An 18,592-nucleotide genomic window follows, 5' to 3' on the forward strand; every position below is an offset into this window, starting at 1 on the left:
GGGGTTCCGGGTGGTCGGGTGCCTCAGCCGGCGATGGCGACGGTCGGCTCGCCGCTGGCGACGCCGTCCTTCTCCATCTGCTCGGCGATCTTGAGGGCTTCCTCGATGAGGGTCTCGACGATCTTCGACTCGGGGACGGTCTTGATGACCTCGCCCTTGACGAAGATCTGGCCCTTGCCGTTGCCGGAGGCGACGCCGAGGTCGGCCTCGCGGGCCTCGCCCGGGCCGTTGACGACGCAGCCCATGACGGCGACGCGGAGCGGGACGGTCATGCCGTCGAGGCCGGCGGTGACCTCCTCGGCGAGCTTGTACACGTCGACCTGGGCGCGGCCGCAGGACGGGCAGGAGACGATCTCCAGACGGCGCTGGCGGAGGTTGAGCGACTCCAGGATCTGCATGCCGACCTTGATCTCCTCGGCCGGCGGGGCGGAGAGGGAGACCCGGATGGTGTCGCCGATGCCCTGGGAGAGCAGGGCGCCGAAGGCGACGGCCGACTTGATGGTGCCCTGGAAGGCGGGGCCGGCCTCGGTGACGCCGAGGTGCAGCGGGTAGTCGCACTGGGCGGCGAGCTGGCGGTAGGCCTCGACCATGACGACCGGGTCGTTGTGCTTGACCGAGATCTTGATGTCGCGGAAGTCGTGCTCCTCGAAGAGGGACGCCTCCCAGAGGGCGGACTCGACGAGCGCCTCGGGGGTGGCCTTGCCGTACTTCTTCAGGAGGCGGGCGTCGAGGGAGCCGGCGTTGACGCCGATGCGGATCGGGGTGCCCGCGTCCTTCGCGGCCCGGGCGATCTCCTTGACCTTGTCGTCGAACTGCTTGATGTTGCCGGGGTTGACGCGGACCGCCGCGCAGCCCGCGTCGATCGCGGCGAAGACGTACTTCGGCTGGAAGTGGATGTCGGCGATCACGGGGATCGAGGACTTCCGCGCGATGGTGGCGAGCGCGTCGGCGTCGTCCTGGGTCGGGCAGGCCACCCGGACGATCTGGCAGCCGGAGGCGGTCAGCTCGGCGATCTGCTGGAGGGTGGCGCCGATGTCGGACGTACGGGTCGTCGTCATCGACTGCACCGAGACGGGTGCGTCACCGCCGACGGCCACGCTGCCGACCTGGATCTGCCGGCTCTTGCGGCGCTCGGCGAGCCGGGTCGGGACAGAGGGGATACCGAGAGAAATCGCGGTCATGAGTTTGTGCAACCTCAAGGTCGTGCGTCGGCGGGCTCGGGCTTCCGAGGTTACCGCCCCGGGGGCGGGGGGCCGGACACGGCGGTGGACGGCCCCCCTGAGGGCTACGTCAGCTTCACCGGGTTGACGAGGTCGGCGGCGAGCACGAGCAGCGTGAAACAGACGAAGACGCCGGCGACCACGTAGGCGGCGGGCATCAGCTTGGCCACGTCGAACGGGCCGGGGTCGGCCCGCTTGAAGAGCCGGGCGGTGTGCCGGCGGACCGACTCCCACAGGGCGCCCGCGATGTGGCCGCCGTCGAGCGGCAGCAGCGGGAGCATGTTGAACAGGAACAGCGAGACGTTGAAGTACACCAGCAGGTTCATGAACATGACGAGGATCCGCTCCGGCGGGGCGTCCACGGTCATGAGTTCACCGGTGATGCGGGCGGCGCCGACGACGCCGACCGGGGAGTCCTCGGCGCGCTCGCCGTCGCCGAAGGTGGCGTCCCACAGGCCGGGGATCTTGCCGGGGAGGGCGATGACCGACTCGACGCCGTTCTCCAGGAGGTCGCCCATGCGCTCGGTGGTCTCGACGAAGGAGAGCGGCGCGACCGCGCTGCCCGCCTGGAAGCCGAGGTAGCCGGCGGGGACGTACGCGGCGGGCCGGACGATCTGGCCGTCCTCGTCCTTCTTCAGGACCTGGTTGGAGACGAGGGTCGGGTGCAGGTCGAGGCGCTGCCCGGCCCGCTCCACGGTGATGGTGGCGGGGCCGATGGTGTCCCGGATGCGGTCCGAGAGGGTGTTCCAGTCGGAGACGGGGGTGCCGTCGAAGGCGACGATGGTGTCGCCCTCCCGCAGGCCGGCCTTGAACGCCGGGGAGACCGGATCGCCCGCCGCGCAGGCGTCGCGGCCGGCGTCCTGCTTGATGACGCACTTCTGGACGCCGGCGACCTTGGTGGTCTGCTGCTCGATGCCGAGGGTCATCAGCGAGCCGTAGAAGAGGCCGAGGGCGAGGACCAGGTTCATGAACGGTCCGGCGAACATGACGATCACGCGCTTCCACGGCTTGCGCGTGTAGAAGAGCCGGGTCTCGTCGCCGGGCTGGAGCTCCTCGTAGGAGGCCTCGCGGGCGTCCTCGATCATGGAGCGCCAGGGCGAGGTGGAGCGGGCCTCGATCTTGCCGTCCTCGCCGGGCGGGAACATGCCGATCATGCGGATGTAGCCGCCGGCCGGGATGGCCTTGATGCCGTACTCGGTCTCGCCGCGCTTCTTCGACCAGATGGTGGGGCCGAAGCCGACCATGTACTGGGGCACGCGGATGCCGAAGAGCTTGGCCGTCGAGAGGTGGCCGAGCTCGTGCCAGGCGATGGAGACGAGCAGTCCCAGGGCGAACAGGACGATGCCCAGGACGTACAGGAGCGCTTCCGTCATGCGCGTGCCTCCGCGGTTGCCTTCGCTGCGAGCTCTCGGGCCCGGGCCCGTGCCCAGGTCTCCGCTTCCAGGACGTCCGGCACCGTCAGGGAGGTTCCCCCGGTGGGCCGACCGTGTTCGGTGACGACCGCCGTGACGGTGTCCATGATGCCGTTGAAGGGGAGCCGGCCGGCGAGGAACGCCTCGACGCACTCCTCGTTGGCGGCGTTGAAGACGGCGGGGGCGGTGCCGCCGAGCTCGCCGACGTGCCGGGCGAGGTTCACCGACGGGAAGGCCTCGTCGTCGAGCGGGAAGAACTCCCAGGTGGAGGCCTTGGTCCAGTCGAAGGCGGGGGCCGCGTCGGGGACCCGCTCGGGCCAGCCGATGCCGATCGCGATGGGACCGCGCATGTCGGGCGGGGTGGCCTGGGCGAGGGTGGAGCCGTCGGTGAACTCGACCATCGAGTGGACGTACGACTGGGGGTGGACGACGACCTCGATCCGGTCGAAGGGGATGTCGTAGAGGAGGTGCGCCTCGATGACCTCCAGGCCCTTGTTGACCAGGGTCGCGCTGTTGACCGTGATGACCGGGCCCATCGCCCAGGTCGGGTGGGCCAGCGCGTCCTCGCGGGTCACCTGCTCCAGGTCGGCCCGGGTGCGGCCGCGGAAGGGGCCTCCGGAGGCGGTGACGACCAGCTTGCGGACGTCGGCGCGGGTGCCGGCGGCGAGCGCCTGGAAGAGCGCGGCGTGCTCGGAGTCGACCGGGATGATCTGGCCGGGCTTGGCGAGCGCCTTCACCAGCGGGCCGCCGACGATCAGCGACTCCTTGTTGGCGAGGGCGAGGGTGCGGCCGGCCTCCAGGGCGGCGAGGGTCGGCGCGAGGCCGATGGAGCCGGTGATGCCGTTGAGGACCGTGTGGCACGGGGAGGCGGCGAGCTCTTTCGCGGCGTCGGGACCGGCGAGGAGCTCGGGCAGCGGCTCGGAGCCGTACAACGCCCCCAGGGCCGTACGCAGCTCCGCCACGGTCTCCTCGCGCGCGACGGCGACCTGGGCGACCCGGAGGCGGTGGGCCTGCTCGGCGAGCAGGCCGATCCGGCTGCCGGAGGCGGCGAGGGCGGTGACCCGGAAGCGGTCGGGGTGGCGCAGCACCAGATCGATGGCCTGGGTGCCGATGGATCCCGTCGAGCCGAGGACGACGATGTCCCGGCGGCCTTCGGCGGGGTCGAAGGCAAGGTGGGGGTCGGCGAGAGGAGAGGGGCGGTCGCTCATGCCCCCCATTCTTGCCCCAAACGCTGTGGGCTCTTCACGGGGTCCGGGCGAACGCGCCGAACTCGTGGTGGAAGTCGGGGAAGGTCTTCTTGACGCAGCCGGGGTCGTCGAAGGTGATGCCGGGGGTGAGCAGGGCGGTGACGGCGAAGGACATGACGATCCGGTGGTCGCCGTGGGTGGCGATCTCGGCGGGGCCGGACGGCGTGCCGGGCTCGATCTGGATCCAGTCGGGGCCGGTGGTGACGGTGACGCCGAGGCGGCGGAGGTTCTCGGCGCAGGCGTCGAGCCGGTCGCACTCCTTGACCCGGGTGTTGGCGACGTCCTCGATGCGGACCGGCCCGTCGGCGAAGGGGGCGATCGCGGCGAGGGTCGGCATGGTGTCGGAGATGTCCCGCATGGTGACGGTGAGTCCGCGCAGGGTGCCGGTGGAACGGACGGTGGTGGAGCCGGCGGTCACCTCGACGTCGGCGCCCATGCGGCGCAGCACGTCGACGAAGGCGAGGTCGCCCTGGAGGGCGCCGGTGCCGAGGCCGGGGACGGTGACGGAGCCCCCGGGCCGGAGGGCCGCGGCGGCGAAGAAGTAGCCGGCCGTGGAGGCGTCGGGCTCGATGCCGTAGGAGCGGGCGCGGTAGCCGGTGGGGGCGACGCGGTAGGTGCGGCCCCGCTCGTCGTCCTCCCGGCGCACGTCCGCGCCGAAGGCGCGCATCATCGCCAGGGTGATCTCGACGTACGGCTCCGAGACCAGGTCGGTGACCGTGATGTCCAGGCCCTCGGCGGTGAGCGGGCCGAGCATCAGCAGGGCCGTCAGATACTGGGAGGACTGGCCCGCGTCGAGGGTGAGCGCGCCGCCCTTCACTCCGGCGGCGTGCACGGCGAGCGGGTGGTGGCCGTCCTTCCCGCCGTGCCGCAGGTCGACGCCGAGCTCGCGCAGGGCGGTGGAGAGCGGGCCGAGCGGGCGGCGGCGCATCTGCGCGGAGGCGTCGAAGCGGAAGGTGCCGTGGCCGGCGGAGGCGAGGGCGGGCAGGAAGCGGGCGGTGGTGGCGCCGTCGCGGCAGTACACGTCGGCGTCCGCGGTCCCCGGTCCGGCCGGGCGGCCCTCGATGTGCCAGGCGCCGGGCTCCTTCCGGACGGTGTAGCCGAGGGCGCCGAGGCCTTCGGCGAAGCCCTCGGTGTCGTCGGAGACGAGGGGGCGCAGAAGGGTGGTGGTGCCCTCCGCGGCGGCGGCGAGGAAGAGCGCGCGGGCGGTGACGGACTTGGAGCCGGGGATGTCGATGACGGTCACGCCGGTCATCCTGCCGCGCGGGGCGGGGTGCCCGTCGGCGCGGTCCGCTCCGTGGACGGGCGGGGCCGCGGGGGGAGGCGTACGACCGCGGGAGCACGCACGAGAGGCGGCCCGAGCCCCCGCACAGTGGGCTCGGACCGCCTGGTCTCGTGGGACGCGGGTCCTACAGGGCGAGGCCGGTGAGGACCAGCACGCGCTCGTAGGTGTAGTCGTCCATGGCGTACGCGACGCCCTCGCGGCCGGTGCCGGAGCGCTTGGCGCCGCCGTACGGCATCTGGTCGGCGCGGTACGAGGGGACGTCGCCGACGATCACGCCGCCGACCTCCAGGGCGCGGTGGGCGCGGAAGGCGGTCTGCAGGTCGTGGGTGAAGACGCCGGCCTGGAGGCCGAAGTCCGAGTCGTTGACGGCGGCGAAGGCCTCGGCCTCGCCGTCGACCTTGGCGACCGTGAGGACCGGGCCGAAGACCTCGGCGCGGGCCAGGGTGACGTCCGCCGGGAGCTCGGTGAGGACGGTCGGGGCGTAGCTCGCGCCCTCGCGCTTGCCGCCGGCGAGGAGCTTGGCGCCGGCCGCGACGGCCTCGTCGACCCAGGACTCGACGCGCTGGGCGGCGGCCTCGTCGACGAGCGGGCCGACGTCGGTGGCGTCGTCCGCCGGGTCGCCCGTGACCTGGGCCTCGACGGCCGCGACGATCTTCGGGAGCAGGCGGTCGTAGACGGAGGCGTCGGCGATCACGCGCTGCACGGAGATGCAGGACTGGCCGCCCTGGTAGTTGGAGAAGGTCGCGATGCGGGTCGCGGCCCAGTCCAGGTCGGCCTCGGAGGACCAGTCGGCGAGGACGACGGCGGCGGCGTTGCCGCCGAGCTCCAGGGTGCAGTGCTTGTGCGGCACGGAGGCCTGGATGGCGTAGCCGACCTTGTCCGAGCCGGTGAAGGAGATGACCGGGAGGCGCTCGTCCTGGACGAGGGCGGGCATCCGGTCGTTCGGGACGGTGAGGATCGACCAGGAGCCGGCCGGCAGGTCGGTCTCGGCCAGGATCTCGCCCAGGATGAGGGAGGAGATCGGGGTGGCCGGGGCCGGCTTGAGGATGATCGGGGCACCGACGGCGATGGCCGGGGCGACCTTGTGGGCGCTGAGGTTCAGCGGGAAGTTGAAGGGCGCGATGCCGAGGACGACGCCCTTGGGCACGCGGCGGGTGAGGGCGAGGCGGCCCGCGCCGCCGGCCTCGGTGTCCAGGCGCTGGGCCTCGCCGGCGTTCCAGCGGCGGGCCTCCTCGGCGGCGAAACGGAAGACGGAGACGGCGCGGCCGACCTCGCCGCGGGCCCACTTGATGGGCTTGCCGTTCTCGGCGGAGATGACCTGGGCGATCTCCTCGGTGCGCTCGGCGAGCCGCTTCGACACGTGGTCGAGGGCGGCGGCGCGGACGTGCGCCGGGGTGGCGGCGAACTCGTCGACTACCGCGTGGGCGGCGGCGACGGCCTCCTCGACCTGGGCCTCGGTGGGCACGGCGACCTTGCCGACCAGACGTCCGTCGTACGAGTTCGTGACGTCGAAGGTGGTGTCGCCGGTGGCCTCGCGGCCGGCGACCCAGAAGGCGTGGGTGGTCGTCATTGTGCGTCCCGGCCCTTTCCGTTTCGGGGTGCGAGCGGTTGCTCTGGTCCCCACGTTAGGGCCGGGACGCACGGGTGACGTTTGTCCGTGGTGGAGTGGTGGCGGTGTCGGTCTGTCCGCTTCGGCCGAAGAGGCGAAGGAAGCGGTGGTGGCGCGACGGCGGAGCGGCCGGCGGTCCGGTGCCGGTCAGCGCTCCTCGTACGCCGTGAAGGGCCGGTCGTATCCCGCGGTCCGGGCGAGGACCAGCCGCCCCTCGTGGAAGAGGACGTCCTGGAGGTCGCCGGTGGAGGAGGCGACCGAGTCGGGGAAGGTGCGCAGGTCGCGCTCGTCGCCGGTGTCGGCGTCGAGGACCACGAGCCCGTCCTCGGCGGACGAGCCGTAGAGGTCGACCGGCACGGTGACCCGGCCCCCGGCGATCCCCAGGCCGAGGGCGTCCTCGCGGAGCTCCAGCCGGGCCCGCCACAGGCGCCGGCCGCTGCGCAGGTCGAAGGCGGTGACGGTGTCCTGGAAGACGGAGCCGATGAGGTACAGGCGGCCGTAGGCGACCTTCGCCACGGCGGGCCGGTCGCCCTCGAAGTCGTCGTTGGGCCCTCCGGAGGCGATACGGCCCTGGGGGCGTCCGTCGGCGGAGAAGGAGAGGAACGTGTCGGCGCCGCTCTCGTCGAGGCTGCCGACGCGCACCACCACCGGGTCGGCGGAGAGGAACTCGGGGGCGTGGGGGATCGGCTGGACGTGCCGCCGCTCGTCGAGCGGGGTGTTCCAGCGGTGCTTGCCGTTCGCCGGGTCGAAGGCGGCCAGCCGGATGTCCACGCGGTCGCAGACGAGCAGCGCGAGGACCTGGCGCTCGGCGGCGGCGACGCGGTACGGCACGCACCCCTTCGGCATCCGGGCCGTCCAGCGGGGCTTGCCGGTGCGCAGGTCGAGGGCGCGCAGGGCGCGGTCCGGGCGGACGGAGCCGGGGCGCTCGCCGGCCCAGGAGTACGACCAGTCGGGGTCCTCGTCGCGGACGACGGCGAGGCCGCCGCCGACGGCGACGAGGTCCCGCTCGTCCTGGATCAGGTCGGTGGCCGCGACGCGGGTGGTGCGCCACAGCTCGCGGCCCCGCGCGAGGTCGAGGGCGGTGACGGTGGCGCAGCCCGCGCCCTTCGCGGGCTCGCCCAGGGTGCTGGGGGTGCCCTCGGCGATCAGGACGACGCCGTCGGCGGCGGTCCGGCTGACGGAGCAGACGGTGGCGCCGTCGACCGGCTCGTGGCGCCAGCGCCGGGCGCCGGTGCGGGCGTCGTAGCCGGTGACGCCGTCGGCGCGGGAGGCTGCGAGGGTGTCGCCGGAGGCCCAGGAGGCGTTGCCGGACTCCGAGGAGCCGTGGTCGCCGTACGGGGTGTTCCACACCTCGCGCATCGAGTCGCCGGGGAGGTAGCCCTGGTCGGCGAGGACGCCGACGGTGATGCCGCCGACTCCGGCGAGGAGGGCGAGGAGGAGGCCGCCCACGACGGTGTACCGGACGGCCCGCGAGGCGGGCGGCGGCGTGCCGCCGTTCCGGGTGCCGTCCTTCGCCTTCCCGTTCCGGGTGCCGTCCTTCGCCTTCCCGTTCCCGGCGCCGCCGCCCGCCTTGCCGTTCCTCGCGCCGTCGCCGTCCGCTCGGCCGGCCGCCTTCGTCGCCGTGGCCACCCGGACCCCACCCCCGTCGTCATGCTCACGTCCATCGGATACGAGGGATCAGATTAGGGCCAGGACGGCCTGAACCCGTCACCCCCTCCGTTCGGTGGAGACGATCAGGCAGACGGCGGCCACGACGATCGCGCCGCCGAGCACGATCGGCCAGGTCAGGGCCTCGCTCAGGATCAGCGTGCCGAGCAGTACGGCGACGACCGGATTGACGTAGGCGTAGGTGGCGGCGAGCGAGACCGGGGCGGACTGGATCAGCCAGGCGTACGCGGTGAAGGCGATCAGCGAGCCGAAGACGACCAGGTAGCCGAGGGCCACCCAGGAGCTGGTGGCGACGGCGCCCGGGTCGAAGCCGCGGTGCTCGCCCCGGAGCAGGCCCACGACGACGCCGCCGATGCCGCCGGCGAGCATCTCGTACACGCTGGCGGTGAAGGGGTTGGCGGGCATCGGCAGGCGTGCGGAGGAGACGGTGCCGGCCGACCAGAGCAGGGCGGCGAGGAGGACGAGCAGGACGCCGCCGATGCCGACCTCGCCACTGAGCCCGGGAACGGTGAGGACGGCGAGGCCGCCGAGCCCGATCAGGACGCCGCCGTACGCGCCGAGCCCGGGGCGCTCGCCCGCGGCGGTGCGCAGCAGGACGACGAAGACGGGGACGGCGGCGACGAGGAGGGCGGCGAGACCGGAGGGGACGGTGGTCTCGGCGAGGTTGACGAGGCCGTTGCCGCCGAGGATGAGGAGGACGCCGACGAGAGCGGCGGAGCCGAGCCGGCGCCGGTCCACCTTGAGGGCGGAGGGGCCGTGGCGCCAGGCGACGATCGCGGCGAGGAGCAGCCCGGCGACGATGAAGCGGGAGCCGGAGGCGAGGAAGGGCGGGATGGTCTCGACGACGAAGCGTATGCCGAGGTAGGTGGAGCCCCAGACGACGTAGACGATGGCGAGGGCGACCCACACGGCACCGCCGATGCGGCGGCCCGACGGGGCGGGTGTGGCGGCGGCGGAGGCGGAGGCGGTGGCGGGGAGGGACTTGGTGCCGCCGGCCGGGGGCGCGGAGGCAGGATCGACGGCAGGGCTTGTCATGAGCAGGAGATTAGGGAATCACCCGGCTTCCCACCAGGAATTCTGCCCGGGACCGGGCAGGGGCAAGGGAAACGAAGGGGATCCGCGGGCAGAGCGGGGAGCTGGGGGGTGCCCGGGAGGAGCGGACCCTGGAGGAACGGACCCGGGAGGAGCCGACCCCGGAGGAACCGGCCCCGGAGGAACCGGCCCGGGGGAAGCCGGCCCGTGAGGAACCGACCCGGGGGGTTACTGCGTGTCCTCCCCCGTCGCCTTGAGGGCCAGCCACAGCTCCATGCGGACGTCCGGGTCGTCCAGCGAACGCCCGAGGATCTCCTCCACGCGCCGCATCCGGTAGCGCAGGGTGTGCCGGTGCACGCCGAGGTCGGCGGCGGCGGCGTCCCACTGCCCGTGCCGGGAGAGCCAGGCGCGCAGGCTGGCCACCAGATCGCCGCGGCCGGTGGCGTCGTGTTCGCGCAGCGCCCGCAGCATGCCGTCGGCGAAGGCGCGTACGGCGTCGTCGGCGAGGAGCGGCAGGACGGAGCCGGCCGCCAGGTCCTCGTGCTCGACGAGGGCGCGGCCGCGGCGGCGGGCCACCGAGAGGGCCTGCTCGGCCTGCCGGTGCGCGGCGGCCGCGGTGCCGGGGACGGCGGGGGCGGAGAGCCCCACGACGACACCCGCCTCCTCGGCCTCGCGTTCGGCGTACCCGGCGCAGGCGGCGACGACCGCGCCGTCGTCGCCGGCGAGGACGACGAGCCGCTCCTCGCCCTCGGGCACGGTGAGCACCGCCTCGCCGGCCCGGGCGGCGGCGGCCTCCAGGGCCTCGGCGAGGACCGGGAGCGGGGGTTCGGGCGACGCGCCGGCGGTGGCGGGTTCGGCGACGAGGATCCGGAAGGGGGCGTCGAGGAGGCCGCCGTAGACGTCGCCGGCGACCGTACGGGCATGCTCCGACTGCCCGGCGAGCATCAGGCGCAGCACGGCGGCGCCGAGGCGGTGCTCGGCGGCCTGGAGGGAGCGGGAGCGTTCGGTGGTGAGGGTGAGCAGGGCGATCGCGGAGTGGACGGCGTACCGCTCGGCGGTGCCGAGGGGGGCGGCGGTGCCGACGGCGAGGGCGCCGCGGACCCGGCGGCCGGTTCCCAGGGACTGCAGCTCCACCCGGTCGTCCGTGCCGCCGACGACGGCGCTGGCGGGGGCGGGGCGTTCGCGCAGCCGCTCGACGTCCGGGGTCAGCCGGGCGGCGCGGCGGGCCGCCCACTCGGGCGAGACGGCGACGACGGCCCCGGAGGCGTCGTAGAGCGCGGCCCAGCCGTCGACGTGCGCGGCGAGCCGGGCGACGACCGCGTCCGGGCCCTCGGCGAGGGCGGCGCGGGTGAGCTCGCGCTGCGCCTCGAAGCCGGCGGTCACCGCGCGGTACTGGTCGGCGGCGATGGCGGCGGAGACGGCCTTGCTGATGGCGAGGAAGGGGGTGCGGCGCGGCACTTCGAGGAGCGGCAGGTGCTCGGCGCGGGCGGCGTCGAGGAGCGCGTCCGGGATCTCCTCGTAGTTCACCCCCACGGCGAACCCGAGCCCCACGACCCCGGCCCCGAGCAGCCGCCGCACGTACCGCCGCATCGCCTCCGGGTCCTCGGCGTCGAGCGTCAGGGCGGTGGTGAGCAGCAGCTCGCCGCCCTCCATGTACGGCACGGGGTCGGCCAGCTCGCTGACGTGCGCCCAGCGGACGGGCGTGTCGAGACGGTCCTCCCCCGCCCGGGCCAGGAGCCGGAGCGCGGAGTTGTGGACGAGCGAGGCGAGGGTGGGCGGCATCGGGAACCGGCGGACCTTACGAGCGGAGGCCGGGGCGCGAGACCCGCGGCCGGCGAGGGAACGCCGCTGGGGAGCGCGGCCCACCCGATTGTGCCAGGCCCCCCGCCCCGCCGCGCGGGGCCGTGCTCAGGCGCGCAGGTCGACGAGGAGGGGGGGCGTGCTCGCCCCGTCGACGGTCGCCAGCGACACGACGGCGTGACCGGGCGGCAGCGAGTGCGCCAGCTCGGAGGCGGACCAGCGCTCGCGCTCGACCCTCTTCAGGGTGACGGCGTCGGTCGTGACGGCCTTGCCGGTGACTCGCTTGCGCAGGGCGTGCAGCGCCCGGGTCATGGGCTGGTTGGCGAAGACGGTGTGGTGGGCGACCTCCTCGGTCTCCACCCATTCGGTGCCCCACGCCTCCGCGAAGCCCCGGCCGTCCCAGGTGGTGACGCCCGCGAGGGCGGCCCGGCACCCGACGGCCGCGAGCAGTGGCCCGTGCAGGTGCTCCGGCACGTCGCCGAGGGTCCGCAGGCCGAGGACGACGCCGGCGTCGTGGGTGCGCAGCCGCTGGAGGGCGCGGACGGTGCCGCCCGTGAGCGCTCCCGTGGCGTCGTCCAGTACGAGACCGGCGAAGTGGCTGCGGCGCTTCGTGGCGCGGGCGGCGGCCAGGAACTGGGCGAGGACCAGGCGGGCGAGCAGCCGGGACGCCTCTTCGTGGCCGTGCTCGGGCAGTTCGACGCGGACCCGCAGCGGGTGGTGGGCGACGGTGTTCAGCGCGAAGGGCTGCGCCGCGCCCGTGCCGGCGCCGAAGAAGTCCGCGAAGGCGGGGCGGTCGAGGAGGGCCAGCCGGTCGGCGAGGAGCGGCCCGGGGTCGGCGGGTCCGCCCGCCTGCCGGATACGGCCCTCCAGCTCGCGCCGCAAGGCGGCGGCTTCGGCGGGCAGCCGGTCCCGGAGGGCGGTGAGCTGTCCGGGGCCCGCTTCCAGGAGCTCGCGCAGCACCGGGACCGGGGGGAAGGTCCCGTGGACGGTCCGGTAGGGGCCGAGGAGCTGGGCGAGGACGGTGACGGCGCGGCGCTGGTCGAGCGACTCGACGTCGCCGGCGAGGCCCTCCGCGAGCAGGGCGGCGGCTTCGTCCGGTTCGGTGAGCCCGCCGTAGAGGTCCAGGTCGTAGGGGGAGCCGGGGTCGCCGAGCCGGACCACCACGTCGTAGGCGCCGTCCGGCCCGTACGGGCTCGTGGGTCCGCCGACGGCGACGACGGCGCTCGCTCCGGTGAGAGCCTGGAGGGCGAGGGCCTCGGCGGCGGCGGCGGTAAGGCCCCCGGCGGGGGCGCCGCCGGTCGGTCCGACGACGAGCATCGAGGTGCCGAGCGCGGCGGGGTCGAGCGCGACGCCCGCGCCGCGGTAGGCGGCCGGGTTCCGCTCGGCGGCCGCGGCCCGGCCGATCCGCACCTGGCCGAGCATCAGGTCGTGGGCGGCCGTCCGGCGCGGCAGCTCGCGGTCGCCGGAGGGGTGCGCCCAGGCGGCCGCTCCCTGTCGCACGACGGTGTCGGCGAAGCCCGCGAGGCCGCGGGCGTCGTCCCGGTTCCTCTCCCACTGGCGCCGGATCCGCGCGACGTCCACCTCGTTCATCCGCCCGGCCAGCACCTCCGCGGACAGCAGATCGGCCACCTGCCACTGGCCGGCGTCCCTGGGCCCTGGCCAGGTCGAAGCGGGGGCGGGGGCGCCGGGGCCGGCGACGGTGGGGCGGCGGGAGGCACGCCGGGCCCGGAGCACCCCGCGCCAGTCGCCGACACGGGCGAAGGGCCAGAGCACGCCGACGGTGATGAGGACGGTGAGGAGATAGACCGGGACGGTCGTGATGATGTCGTAGCCGCCGCCCAGGAGGGCGAGGAGGGAGAAGAAGGGGGAGGCGATGGGCAGCGGGTCCCAGCCGACGAAGGGGAACCACTCGGGCCAGACGAAGGTGAGGGTCACGATCCCTGCGCCGGCCGTCAGCGCCGCCCGGGCGGACGGCCCGTACGGCTCCAGGAGATGACGTACGACGGTGCCCCAGGCCCCGAGCCGGGCGACGGCGAAGACGATCGCGCCGAAGACGACGCCGCTGTAGACGATGTGCGCCTCGACGCCGTGCCAGTCGCGGGCCGTGGTGGTACCGGCGTACCACCAGTCCTCGGGGGTGAGGACCTGGAGCGGGACCCACAGGTAGGGAACCCCTCCGCGGCGCCACACGGACCACAGGATCAGGGCGATGACGACGGGGATGAGGAGCCCGGCCAGGGTGACGGGGGCGAGCCGGCTCCGCTCCCGGGGCGGGGCCGGCGGCACGTGCCGGAAGCGCCAGACGCCGGGGGCCGCCTCGGGGCGGGGCGCGTCCATCCATTCGGCGATGACGCTGCGGGGGCCCGGGGCCCCGGCCGGCCGGGGAGGGACGACGGAGGGCGCGTGGGCGGGCGGCGGAGGCACCGGCGGAGCCGCCGGGCGCGGGACCGCTGCCCCCCTCGTGTCGCGTGACTCGTACGTGCCGTCGGTCTCCATGAACCCCTGCCCCCTGACCAGCCAGGTCGCCGCGTCTGTGCCAGCGTCAATCTAGTGGGCCGGGGGCTTCCCGGGAGGGTTTCGGGGGCGGCTCCCGCGTCGGGGCGGCCGAGGAGGGCCATCAGGGTGGCCTGTCCATCCCGTCCAACGACACGCCCCCAACACTCCCGATCGGCGCATGCCTGGAGCCCTCCCCCGCGCCTAGCCTGCGGAGGAAACCCGCAAGAGCGTCCAGAACACCCCAGGAGCCCCGCATGAACGCTGTCCCGCAGGAGCGGCGCGTCGTCACCGCCATTCCCGGTCCGAAGTCGCAGGAGCTTCAGGCTCGCCGGCTGGAGACGGTCGCCGGGGGCGTGGGCTCCACGCTGCCCGTGTTCACCAAGCGCGCGGGCGGCGGGATCATCGAGGACGTCGACGGCAACCTGCTGATCGACTTCGGGTCCGGCATCGCCGTGACGTCCGTGGGCGCCTCCGCCGAGGCCGTCGTGCGCCGCGCCTCCGCGCAGCTGCAGGACTTCACCCACACCTGTTTCATGGTGACGCCGTACGAGGGCTACGTGGAGGTCTGCGAGGCGCTGGCCGAGCTGACCCCGGGCGACCACGCCAAGAAGTCCGCGCTGTTCAACTCGGGCGCCGAGGCCGTCGAGAACGCCGTCAAGATCGCCCGTTCGTACACCAAGCGCCAGGCCGTCGTCGTCTTCGACCACGGTTACCACGGCCGTACGAACCTGACCATGGGCATGACGGCGAAGAACATGCCGTACAAGCAGGGCTTCGGTCCGTTCGCGCCCGAGGTCTACCGCGTGCCGGTCGCCTACGGCTACCGCTGGCCCACCGGTGCGGAGAACGCCGGCCCGGAGGCCGCCGCGCAGGCGATCGACAACATCGTCAAGCAGATCGGCGCCGACAACGTCGCCGCGATCGTCATCGAGCCGGTCCTCGGCGAGGGCGGCTTCATCGAGCCGGCCAAGGGCTTCCTGCCGGCGATCGTGAAGTTCGCCAACGACAACGGCATCGTCTTCGTCGCCGACGAGATCCAGGCCGGCTTCTGCCGCACCGGCCAGTGGTTCGCCTGCGAGGACGAGGGCATCGTCCCGGACCTCATCACCACCGCCAAGGGCATCGCGGGCGGTCTGCCGCTCGCCGCCGTCACCGGCCGCGCCGAGATCATGGACTCCGTCCACGGCGGCGGCCTCGGCGGCACCTACGGCGGCAACCCGGTGGCCTGCGCCGGTGCGCTCGGCGCCATCGAGACGATGAAGGAGCTGGACCTCAACGGGAAGGCCAAGCGCATCGAGGAGGTCATGAAGGCCCGCCTCGCCGCGATGCAGGAGAAGTTCCCGGTCATCGGCGACATCCGCGGCCGCGGCGCCATGATCGCCATCGAGCTCGTCAAGGACCCGGAGACGAAGGAGCCGGCCGCCGAGGCCGCCGCCGCGCTCGCCAAGTACTGCCACAACGAGGGCGTGCTCGTCCTCACCTGCGGCACCTACGGCAACGTGCTGCGCTTCCTTCCGCCGCTGGTCATCGGCGAGGACCTGCTCAACGAGGGTCTGGACGTCATCGAGGCGGCGCTCGCCGCCCTCTGACGGACGCTCCGGCCGACGCTTCGGCGCAAAGAGTGAAGACTCTGTGGGGGGCCGATGGCGGGACGCGTTTCCCGCTGTCGGTCCCCCGTCGCGTGCCGTACGGTCGTTCCCAGATGAGAGAAACACCCGGGGCGGAGCATCCCCAGCCCCGCCCGGACCGTGCCGAAGCGCACACCACCGGAGCCTCGTGCTCCGGGATTCCTCACCGATCGGATGGCCGCCCGCCCCACACCCCCCGGGGCGCGCGGCAGCCCGATCCTCCCGGCCGCCCCGGAACCACCCCCCCTGTTCCAGGGCGGCCGGCTCTCTTCTCGGCGCTCGTCGCCCTCGCCGTCGTGACCTGGCAGGTGCTCGTCCACGGCCCCTTGACCAGGCTCGACGAGCGGGTGTCCCGTTCCCTCGTGGACACCGTCCCCCGGTGGCTGAGCGAACTCGCCTCCGACCTCGGCAATCTGACGGTCGCCCTCCCCGTGCTCGCCGCCGCGATGGCGTACGCCGCCTTCCGCGGCCGTCGGCGCCAGGCCCTCCTCGCCGGCCTCGCCATGGCCGCCGTACCGCTCCTGGTCGTCCCCCTGAAGGAGTGGACGGCCCGGCCCGGCCCCCTCGAACCCTGGGCCCACGGCTACTACCCGTCCGGTCACACCGCCACCGCGATGGTGGCGTACTTCGGCGCCGCCTACCTGGTCTCGCGACGGCTCGTCCCCGTCGCCGCCGTGCTGACGGCGGTGACGGGGACGGGGCTGGTCCTCCGGGGCTTCCACTGGCCGCTGGACGTGCTGGCCAGTGGGTGCCTCGGCTTCCTGATCCTCGGGATCAGCTCCAGTTGTACGCGTCGAAGTTCCGGCTGAACTCCCACTGGTTGAAGCGGTCCCAGTTGATCGACCAGGTCATCAGGCCGCGCAGCGACGACCAGGTGCCGTGGGTCTGGTAGGTGCCGCAGTTCTGCTTCTTGGTGAGGCAGTCGAGGGCCTTGTTCACCTCGGTGGGGCTGGTGTGGCCGTTGCCGGCCTGGGTGGAGGCCGGGAGGCCGATGGCGACCTGGTCGGGGCGCAGGCCGGGGAAGAAGCGCTCGGCGTTGCCGGCGACCGGGAAGCCGGTGAGCAGCATGTCGGTCATGGCGATGTGGAAGTCGGCGCCGCCCATGGAGTGGTACTGGTTGTCCAGGCCCATGATGGAGCCCGAGTTGTAGTCCTGGACGTGCAGCAGGGTGAGGTCGTCGCGCAGGGCGTGGATGACCGGGAGGTACGCGCCGGCGCGCGGGTCCTGGCCGCCCCAGGGACCGGAGCCGTAGTACTGGTAGCCGAGCTGGACGAAGAAGGTCTCGGGGGCCATCGTCAGGACGAACTTCGCGCCGTACTTGGCCTTGAGGGTCTTGACCGCCTGGATCAGGTTGACGATCACCGGCGAGGTCGGGTTGCGGAAGTCGGTGTCGCCGGTCTGGAGCGAGAGCGAGTGGCCCTCGAAGTCGATGTCGAGGCCGTCGAGGCCGTACTCGTCGATGATCTTCGAGACGGAGGAGACGAAGGTGTCGCGGGCGGCGGTGGTGGCGAGCTGGACCTGGCCGTTCTGGCCGCCGATGGAGATGAGGACCTTCTTGCCCGCGGCCTGCTTGGCCTTGATCGCCGCCTTGAAGTCCGCGGGGGACTCGACGTTCGGGCACTCCGTCGCCGGGCAGAGGCTGAAGCGGATGTCGCCGGAGGTGACCGAGGTCGGTTCGCCGAAGGCGAGGTTGACGACGTCCCAGGAGTCGGGCACGTCGGCCATGCGGGTGTAGCCGGATCCGTTGGCGAAGCTGGCGTGGAGGTAGCCGACGAGGGCGCGGGCGGGCAGCTCGCCGCCTCCGCCGCCGCCTCCGGAGGTCGTGGTGGCGGTGACGGCCGTCGAACGGGCGGACTCGCCGGCGCTGTTCACGGCCGAGACCTGGAAGCTGTACGCGGTGCTCGGGGTGAGGCCGGTGGCGGTGTACGAGGTGCCGGTGGCCGTGCCGACGGCGGTGCCGCCGCGGTAGATCCGGTACGAGGTGGCGCCGGCGACCGCGGGCCAGCTCAGCGGCACCGAGGTGGAGGTCGGGCTGCCGGCGGTGAGGCCCGTGGGGGCGGCGGGTATGTCCACGGGGGCGCCGCCCGGGCCGTACAGGGAGAGGTCGTCGGCCTGGTAGGCGGGGGTGCCGTACCAGCCGTGGGTGTAGACCGTGACCGAGGTGGTGCCGGCGCCGGTGGTGAAGGAGGTGCTGAGCTTCTGCCAGTCCGGGGCCGACTGGGTCCAGGTGTACCCGTCGGTGGTGCCGGTGCCGGTGACGCCCAGGTAGACGTAGCTGCCGCGCACCCAGCCGCTCAGCGTGTACGCCGAATTGGGCTGCACGGTGATGGTCTGGGAGCACTTGGCGTTGTCGCTGCCGGCGGGGGTGGCCTGGAGGGCCTTCGTCCCGCCGTGCACGGGCGAGGAGACGACGGCGCCGCTGCCCGCCGTACAGCTCCAGCCGTCCAGGCCGGCCTCGAAGCCGCCGTTGCGGGCGAGTTCGGAGTCGGCGGCCTGGGCGGCCGGTGAGAGCGCGGCGAGCCCGCCCATGGCGAGCGCGCCCGCCAGGAGCAGGGTCAGGGGTCTGGTGCGGTCCACGACAGCCTCCGGGGGTGGGGGATCGGAGTGGAGCGCGCCACAGCATGGTCCAGACCAATCGAGTGGTCAAGACCTCTGTACGGGAAAGGACTTGGGAGGGGTGCGCGCACGGGGGCGGGTTCAGGAGGCGCTCCCCCGCTGCCCCTGCTCCCCGGCGAGCGCGCCCGCCGCCTCGTGCATGGCCAGTTCGAGCAGCGAGGCGTCGGTGAGGGTGCCGAGCCCGTCGGGCGCCACCAGCCAGCGCGCCGCGCCGGTGGCGCGGCCCGGGTACGGGACGACGATCCAGGTGCCGGGTCCGGCGCCGCGGACCCCGGTGCCGAGCCAGCGGGCGGCGGTGCCGGGCGGGACGAAGAAGCCGATCCGGGCGTCGCCGAAGTCGGCGAGGACGGGTCCCGGCCGGTCGACGAGCCGGGTCAGGACGTCGAGGGTGGCGTGGCCGAGCTCGCCCGGCAGGATCAGTACGTCCCAGCGCCGGCCGGCGGGCAGCAGGGCGACCCCGTGCGGGTTGCGCTCCCACTCCCAGCGGCAGGCGTCGGGATCCGGTGCGACCGCGGCCAGCCACTCCACCGCGGCCTTGACGCCGGAGGCCCCCGTAGATGTCATCGTGCGAACTCCTCTCCG

Annotated in this window: 13 protein-coding genes; 2 read left to right on the plus strand and 11 right to left on the minus strand. The window is 73.8% G+C overall.

Going from position 1 to position 18,592, the window contains the following annotated elements:
* Positions 1 to 23: 23 nt before the first annotated feature.
* The 9 genes from ispG to AB0E19_RS13915 all read right to left on the minus strand — a co-directional run bounded on the left by ispG (position 24) and on the right by AB0E19_RS13915 (position 13,607).
* Positions 24 to 1,181 (minus strand): flavodoxin-dependent (E)-4-hydroxy-3-methylbut-2-enyl-diphosphate synthase, encoded by a 1,158-nt coding sequence (ispG, locus tag AB0E19_RS13875; RefSeq protein WP_360601646.1) that lies wholly within the window; start codon positions 1,179 to 1,181, stop codon positions 24 to 26.
* Positions 1,182 to 1,285: 104 nt separating this feature from the next.
* Entirely contained in the window at positions 1,286 to 2,593 is a 1,308-nt protein-coding gene (locus AB0E19_RS13880; RefSeq protein ID WP_362178229.1) for a site-2 protease family protein, read from the minus strand.
* Positions 2,590 to 3,840: a 1-deoxy-D-xylulose-5-phosphate reductoisomerase gene (gene dxr / locus AB0E19_RS13885; protein ID WP_362178232.1), complete on the minus strand. Its 1,251-nt coding sequence runs from the start codon at positions 3,838 to 3,840 to the stop codon at positions 2,590 to 2,592. The genes AB0E19_RS13880 and dxr overlap by 4 nt, the downstream gene beginning before the upstream one ends.
* 34 nt (positions 3,841 to 3,874) lie before the next feature.
* Complete coding sequence (gene aroA, locus AB0E19_RS13890) at positions 3,875 to 5,122, minus strand: 3-phosphoshikimate 1-carboxyvinyltransferase (RefSeq protein ID WP_362178235.1); 1,248 nt, start codon at positions 5,120 to 5,122, stop codon at positions 3,875 to 3,877.
* A 163-nt stretch (positions 5,123 to 5,285) separates the two neighbouring features.
* The gene (locus tag AB0E19_RS13895; protein ID WP_360601654.1) at positions 5,286 to 6,731 is read right to left on the minus strand and encodes an aldehyde dehydrogenase family protein; all 1,446 of its coding nucleotides are present in this window, start codon (positions 6,729 to 6,731) and stop codon (positions 5,286 to 5,288) included.
* A 186-nt stretch (positions 6,732 to 6,917) separates the two neighbouring features.
* Entirely contained in the window at positions 6,918 to 8,399 is a 1,482-nt protein-coding gene (locus tag AB0E19_RS13900; protein WP_362178239.1) for a PQQ-binding-like beta-propeller repeat protein, read from the minus strand.
* Between the two features lie 78 nt (positions 8,400 to 8,477).
* Positions 8,478 to 9,473 (minus strand): EamA family transporter, encoded by a 996-nt coding sequence (locus tag AB0E19_RS13905; RefSeq protein ID WP_362178242.1) that lies wholly within the window; start codon positions 9,471 to 9,473, stop codon positions 8,478 to 8,480.
* A 225-nt stretch (positions 9,474 to 9,698) separates the two neighbouring features.
* Entirely contained in the window at positions 9,699 to 11,252 is a 1,554-nt protein-coding gene (locus AB0E19_RS13910; protein ID WP_362178246.1) for a PucR family transcriptional regulator, read from the minus strand.
* 126 nt (positions 11,253 to 11,378) lie between these two features.
* Positions 11,379 to 13,607, minus strand: a complete 2,229-nt coding sequence (locus tag AB0E19_RS13915; RefSeq protein WP_362178249.1) for an ATP/GTP-binding protein — start codon at positions 13,605 to 13,607, stop codon at positions 11,379 to 11,381.
* A gap of 413 nt (positions 13,608 to 14,020) precedes the next feature.
* Here AB0E19_RS13915 and gabT point away from each other — a divergent pair, with 413 nt between their 5' ends.
* Both gabT and AB0E19_RS13925 read left to right on the plus strand, forming a co-directional pair.
* The gene (gene gabT, locus AB0E19_RS13920; protein ID WP_362178253.1) at positions 14,021 to 15,355 is read left to right on the plus strand and encodes a 4-aminobutyrate--2-oxoglutarate transaminase; all 1,335 of its coding nucleotides are present in this window, start codon (positions 14,021 to 14,023) and stop codon (positions 15,353 to 15,355) included.
* 335 nt (positions 15,356 to 15,690) lie between these two features.
* On the plus strand, positions 15,691 to 16,203 hold the full coding sequence (locus AB0E19_RS13925) for a phosphatase PAP2 family protein (RefSeq protein WP_362178256.1): 513 nt from the start codon (positions 15,691 to 15,693) through the stop codon (positions 16,201 to 16,203).
* On the opposite strand, the gene AB0E19_RS13930 is transcribed toward AB0E19_RS13925, so the two are convergent.
* Positions 16,169 to 17,923, minus strand: coding sequence for a glycosyl hydrolase family 18 protein (locus AB0E19_RS13930; protein WP_362178731.1), 1,755 nt, complete (start codon positions 17,921 to 17,923; stop codon positions 16,169 to 16,171). The genes AB0E19_RS13925 and AB0E19_RS13930 overlap by 35 nt on opposite strands.
* A 168-nt stretch (positions 17,924 to 18,091) precedes the next feature.
* Positions 18,092 to 18,574: a hypothetical protein gene (locus AB0E19_RS13935; protein ID WP_362178258.1), complete on the minus strand. Its 483-nt coding sequence runs from the start codon at positions 18,572 to 18,574 to the stop codon at positions 18,092 to 18,094.
* Positions 18,575 to 18,592: the final 18 nt, after the last annotated feature.

This window comes from Streptomyces sp. NPDC047974 (genome assembly GCF_040653375.1).
In the GTDB taxonomy this organism is placed as follows: Bacteria; Actinomycetota; Actinomycetes; order Streptomycetales; family Streptomycetaceae; genus Streptomyces.

Bases quoted from the DNA above. Each gene is read 5' to 3' on its own strand.
- dxr (WP_362178232.1), bottom strand. From the start codon at position 3,840: ATGAGCGACCGCCCCTCTCCTCTCGCCGACCCCCACCTTGCCTTCGAC.
- AB0E19_RS13930 (WP_362178731.1), bottom strand. From the start codon at position 17,923: ATGGGCGGGCTCGCCGCGCTCTCACCGGCCGCCCAGGCCGCCGACTCC.
- AB0E19_RS13935 (WP_362178258.1), bottom strand. From the start codon at position 18,574: ATGACATCTACGGGGGCCTCCGGCGTCAAGGCCGCGGTGGAGTGGCTG.
- ispG (WP_360601646.1), bottom strand. From the start codon at position 1,181: ATGACCGCGATTTCTCTCGGTATCCCCTCTGTCCCGACCCGGCTCGCC.
- AB0E19_RS13905 (WP_362178242.1), bottom strand. From the start codon at position 9,473: ATGACAAGCCCTGCCGTCGATCCTGCCTCCGCGCCCCCGGCCGGCGGC.
- gabT (WP_362178253.1), top strand. From the start codon at position 14,021: ATGAACGCTGTCCCGCAGGAGCGGCGCGTCGTCACCGCCATTCCCGGT.
- AB0E19_RS13915 (WP_362178249.1), bottom strand. From the start codon at position 13,607: ATGGACGCGCCCCGCCCCGAGGCGGCCCCCGGCGTCTGGCGCTTCCGG.
- AB0E19_RS13910 (WP_362178246.1), bottom strand. From the start codon at position 11,252: ATGCCGCCCACCCTCGCCTCGCTCGTCCACAACTCCGCGCTCCGGCTC.
- AB0E19_RS13880 (WP_362178229.1), bottom strand. From the start codon at position 2,593: ATGACGGAAGCGCTCCTGTACGTCCTGGGCATCGTCCTGTTCGCCCTG.
- AB0E19_RS13895 (WP_360601654.1), bottom strand. From the start codon at position 6,731: ATGACGACCACCCACGCCTTCTGGGTCGCCGGCCGCGAGGCCACCGGC.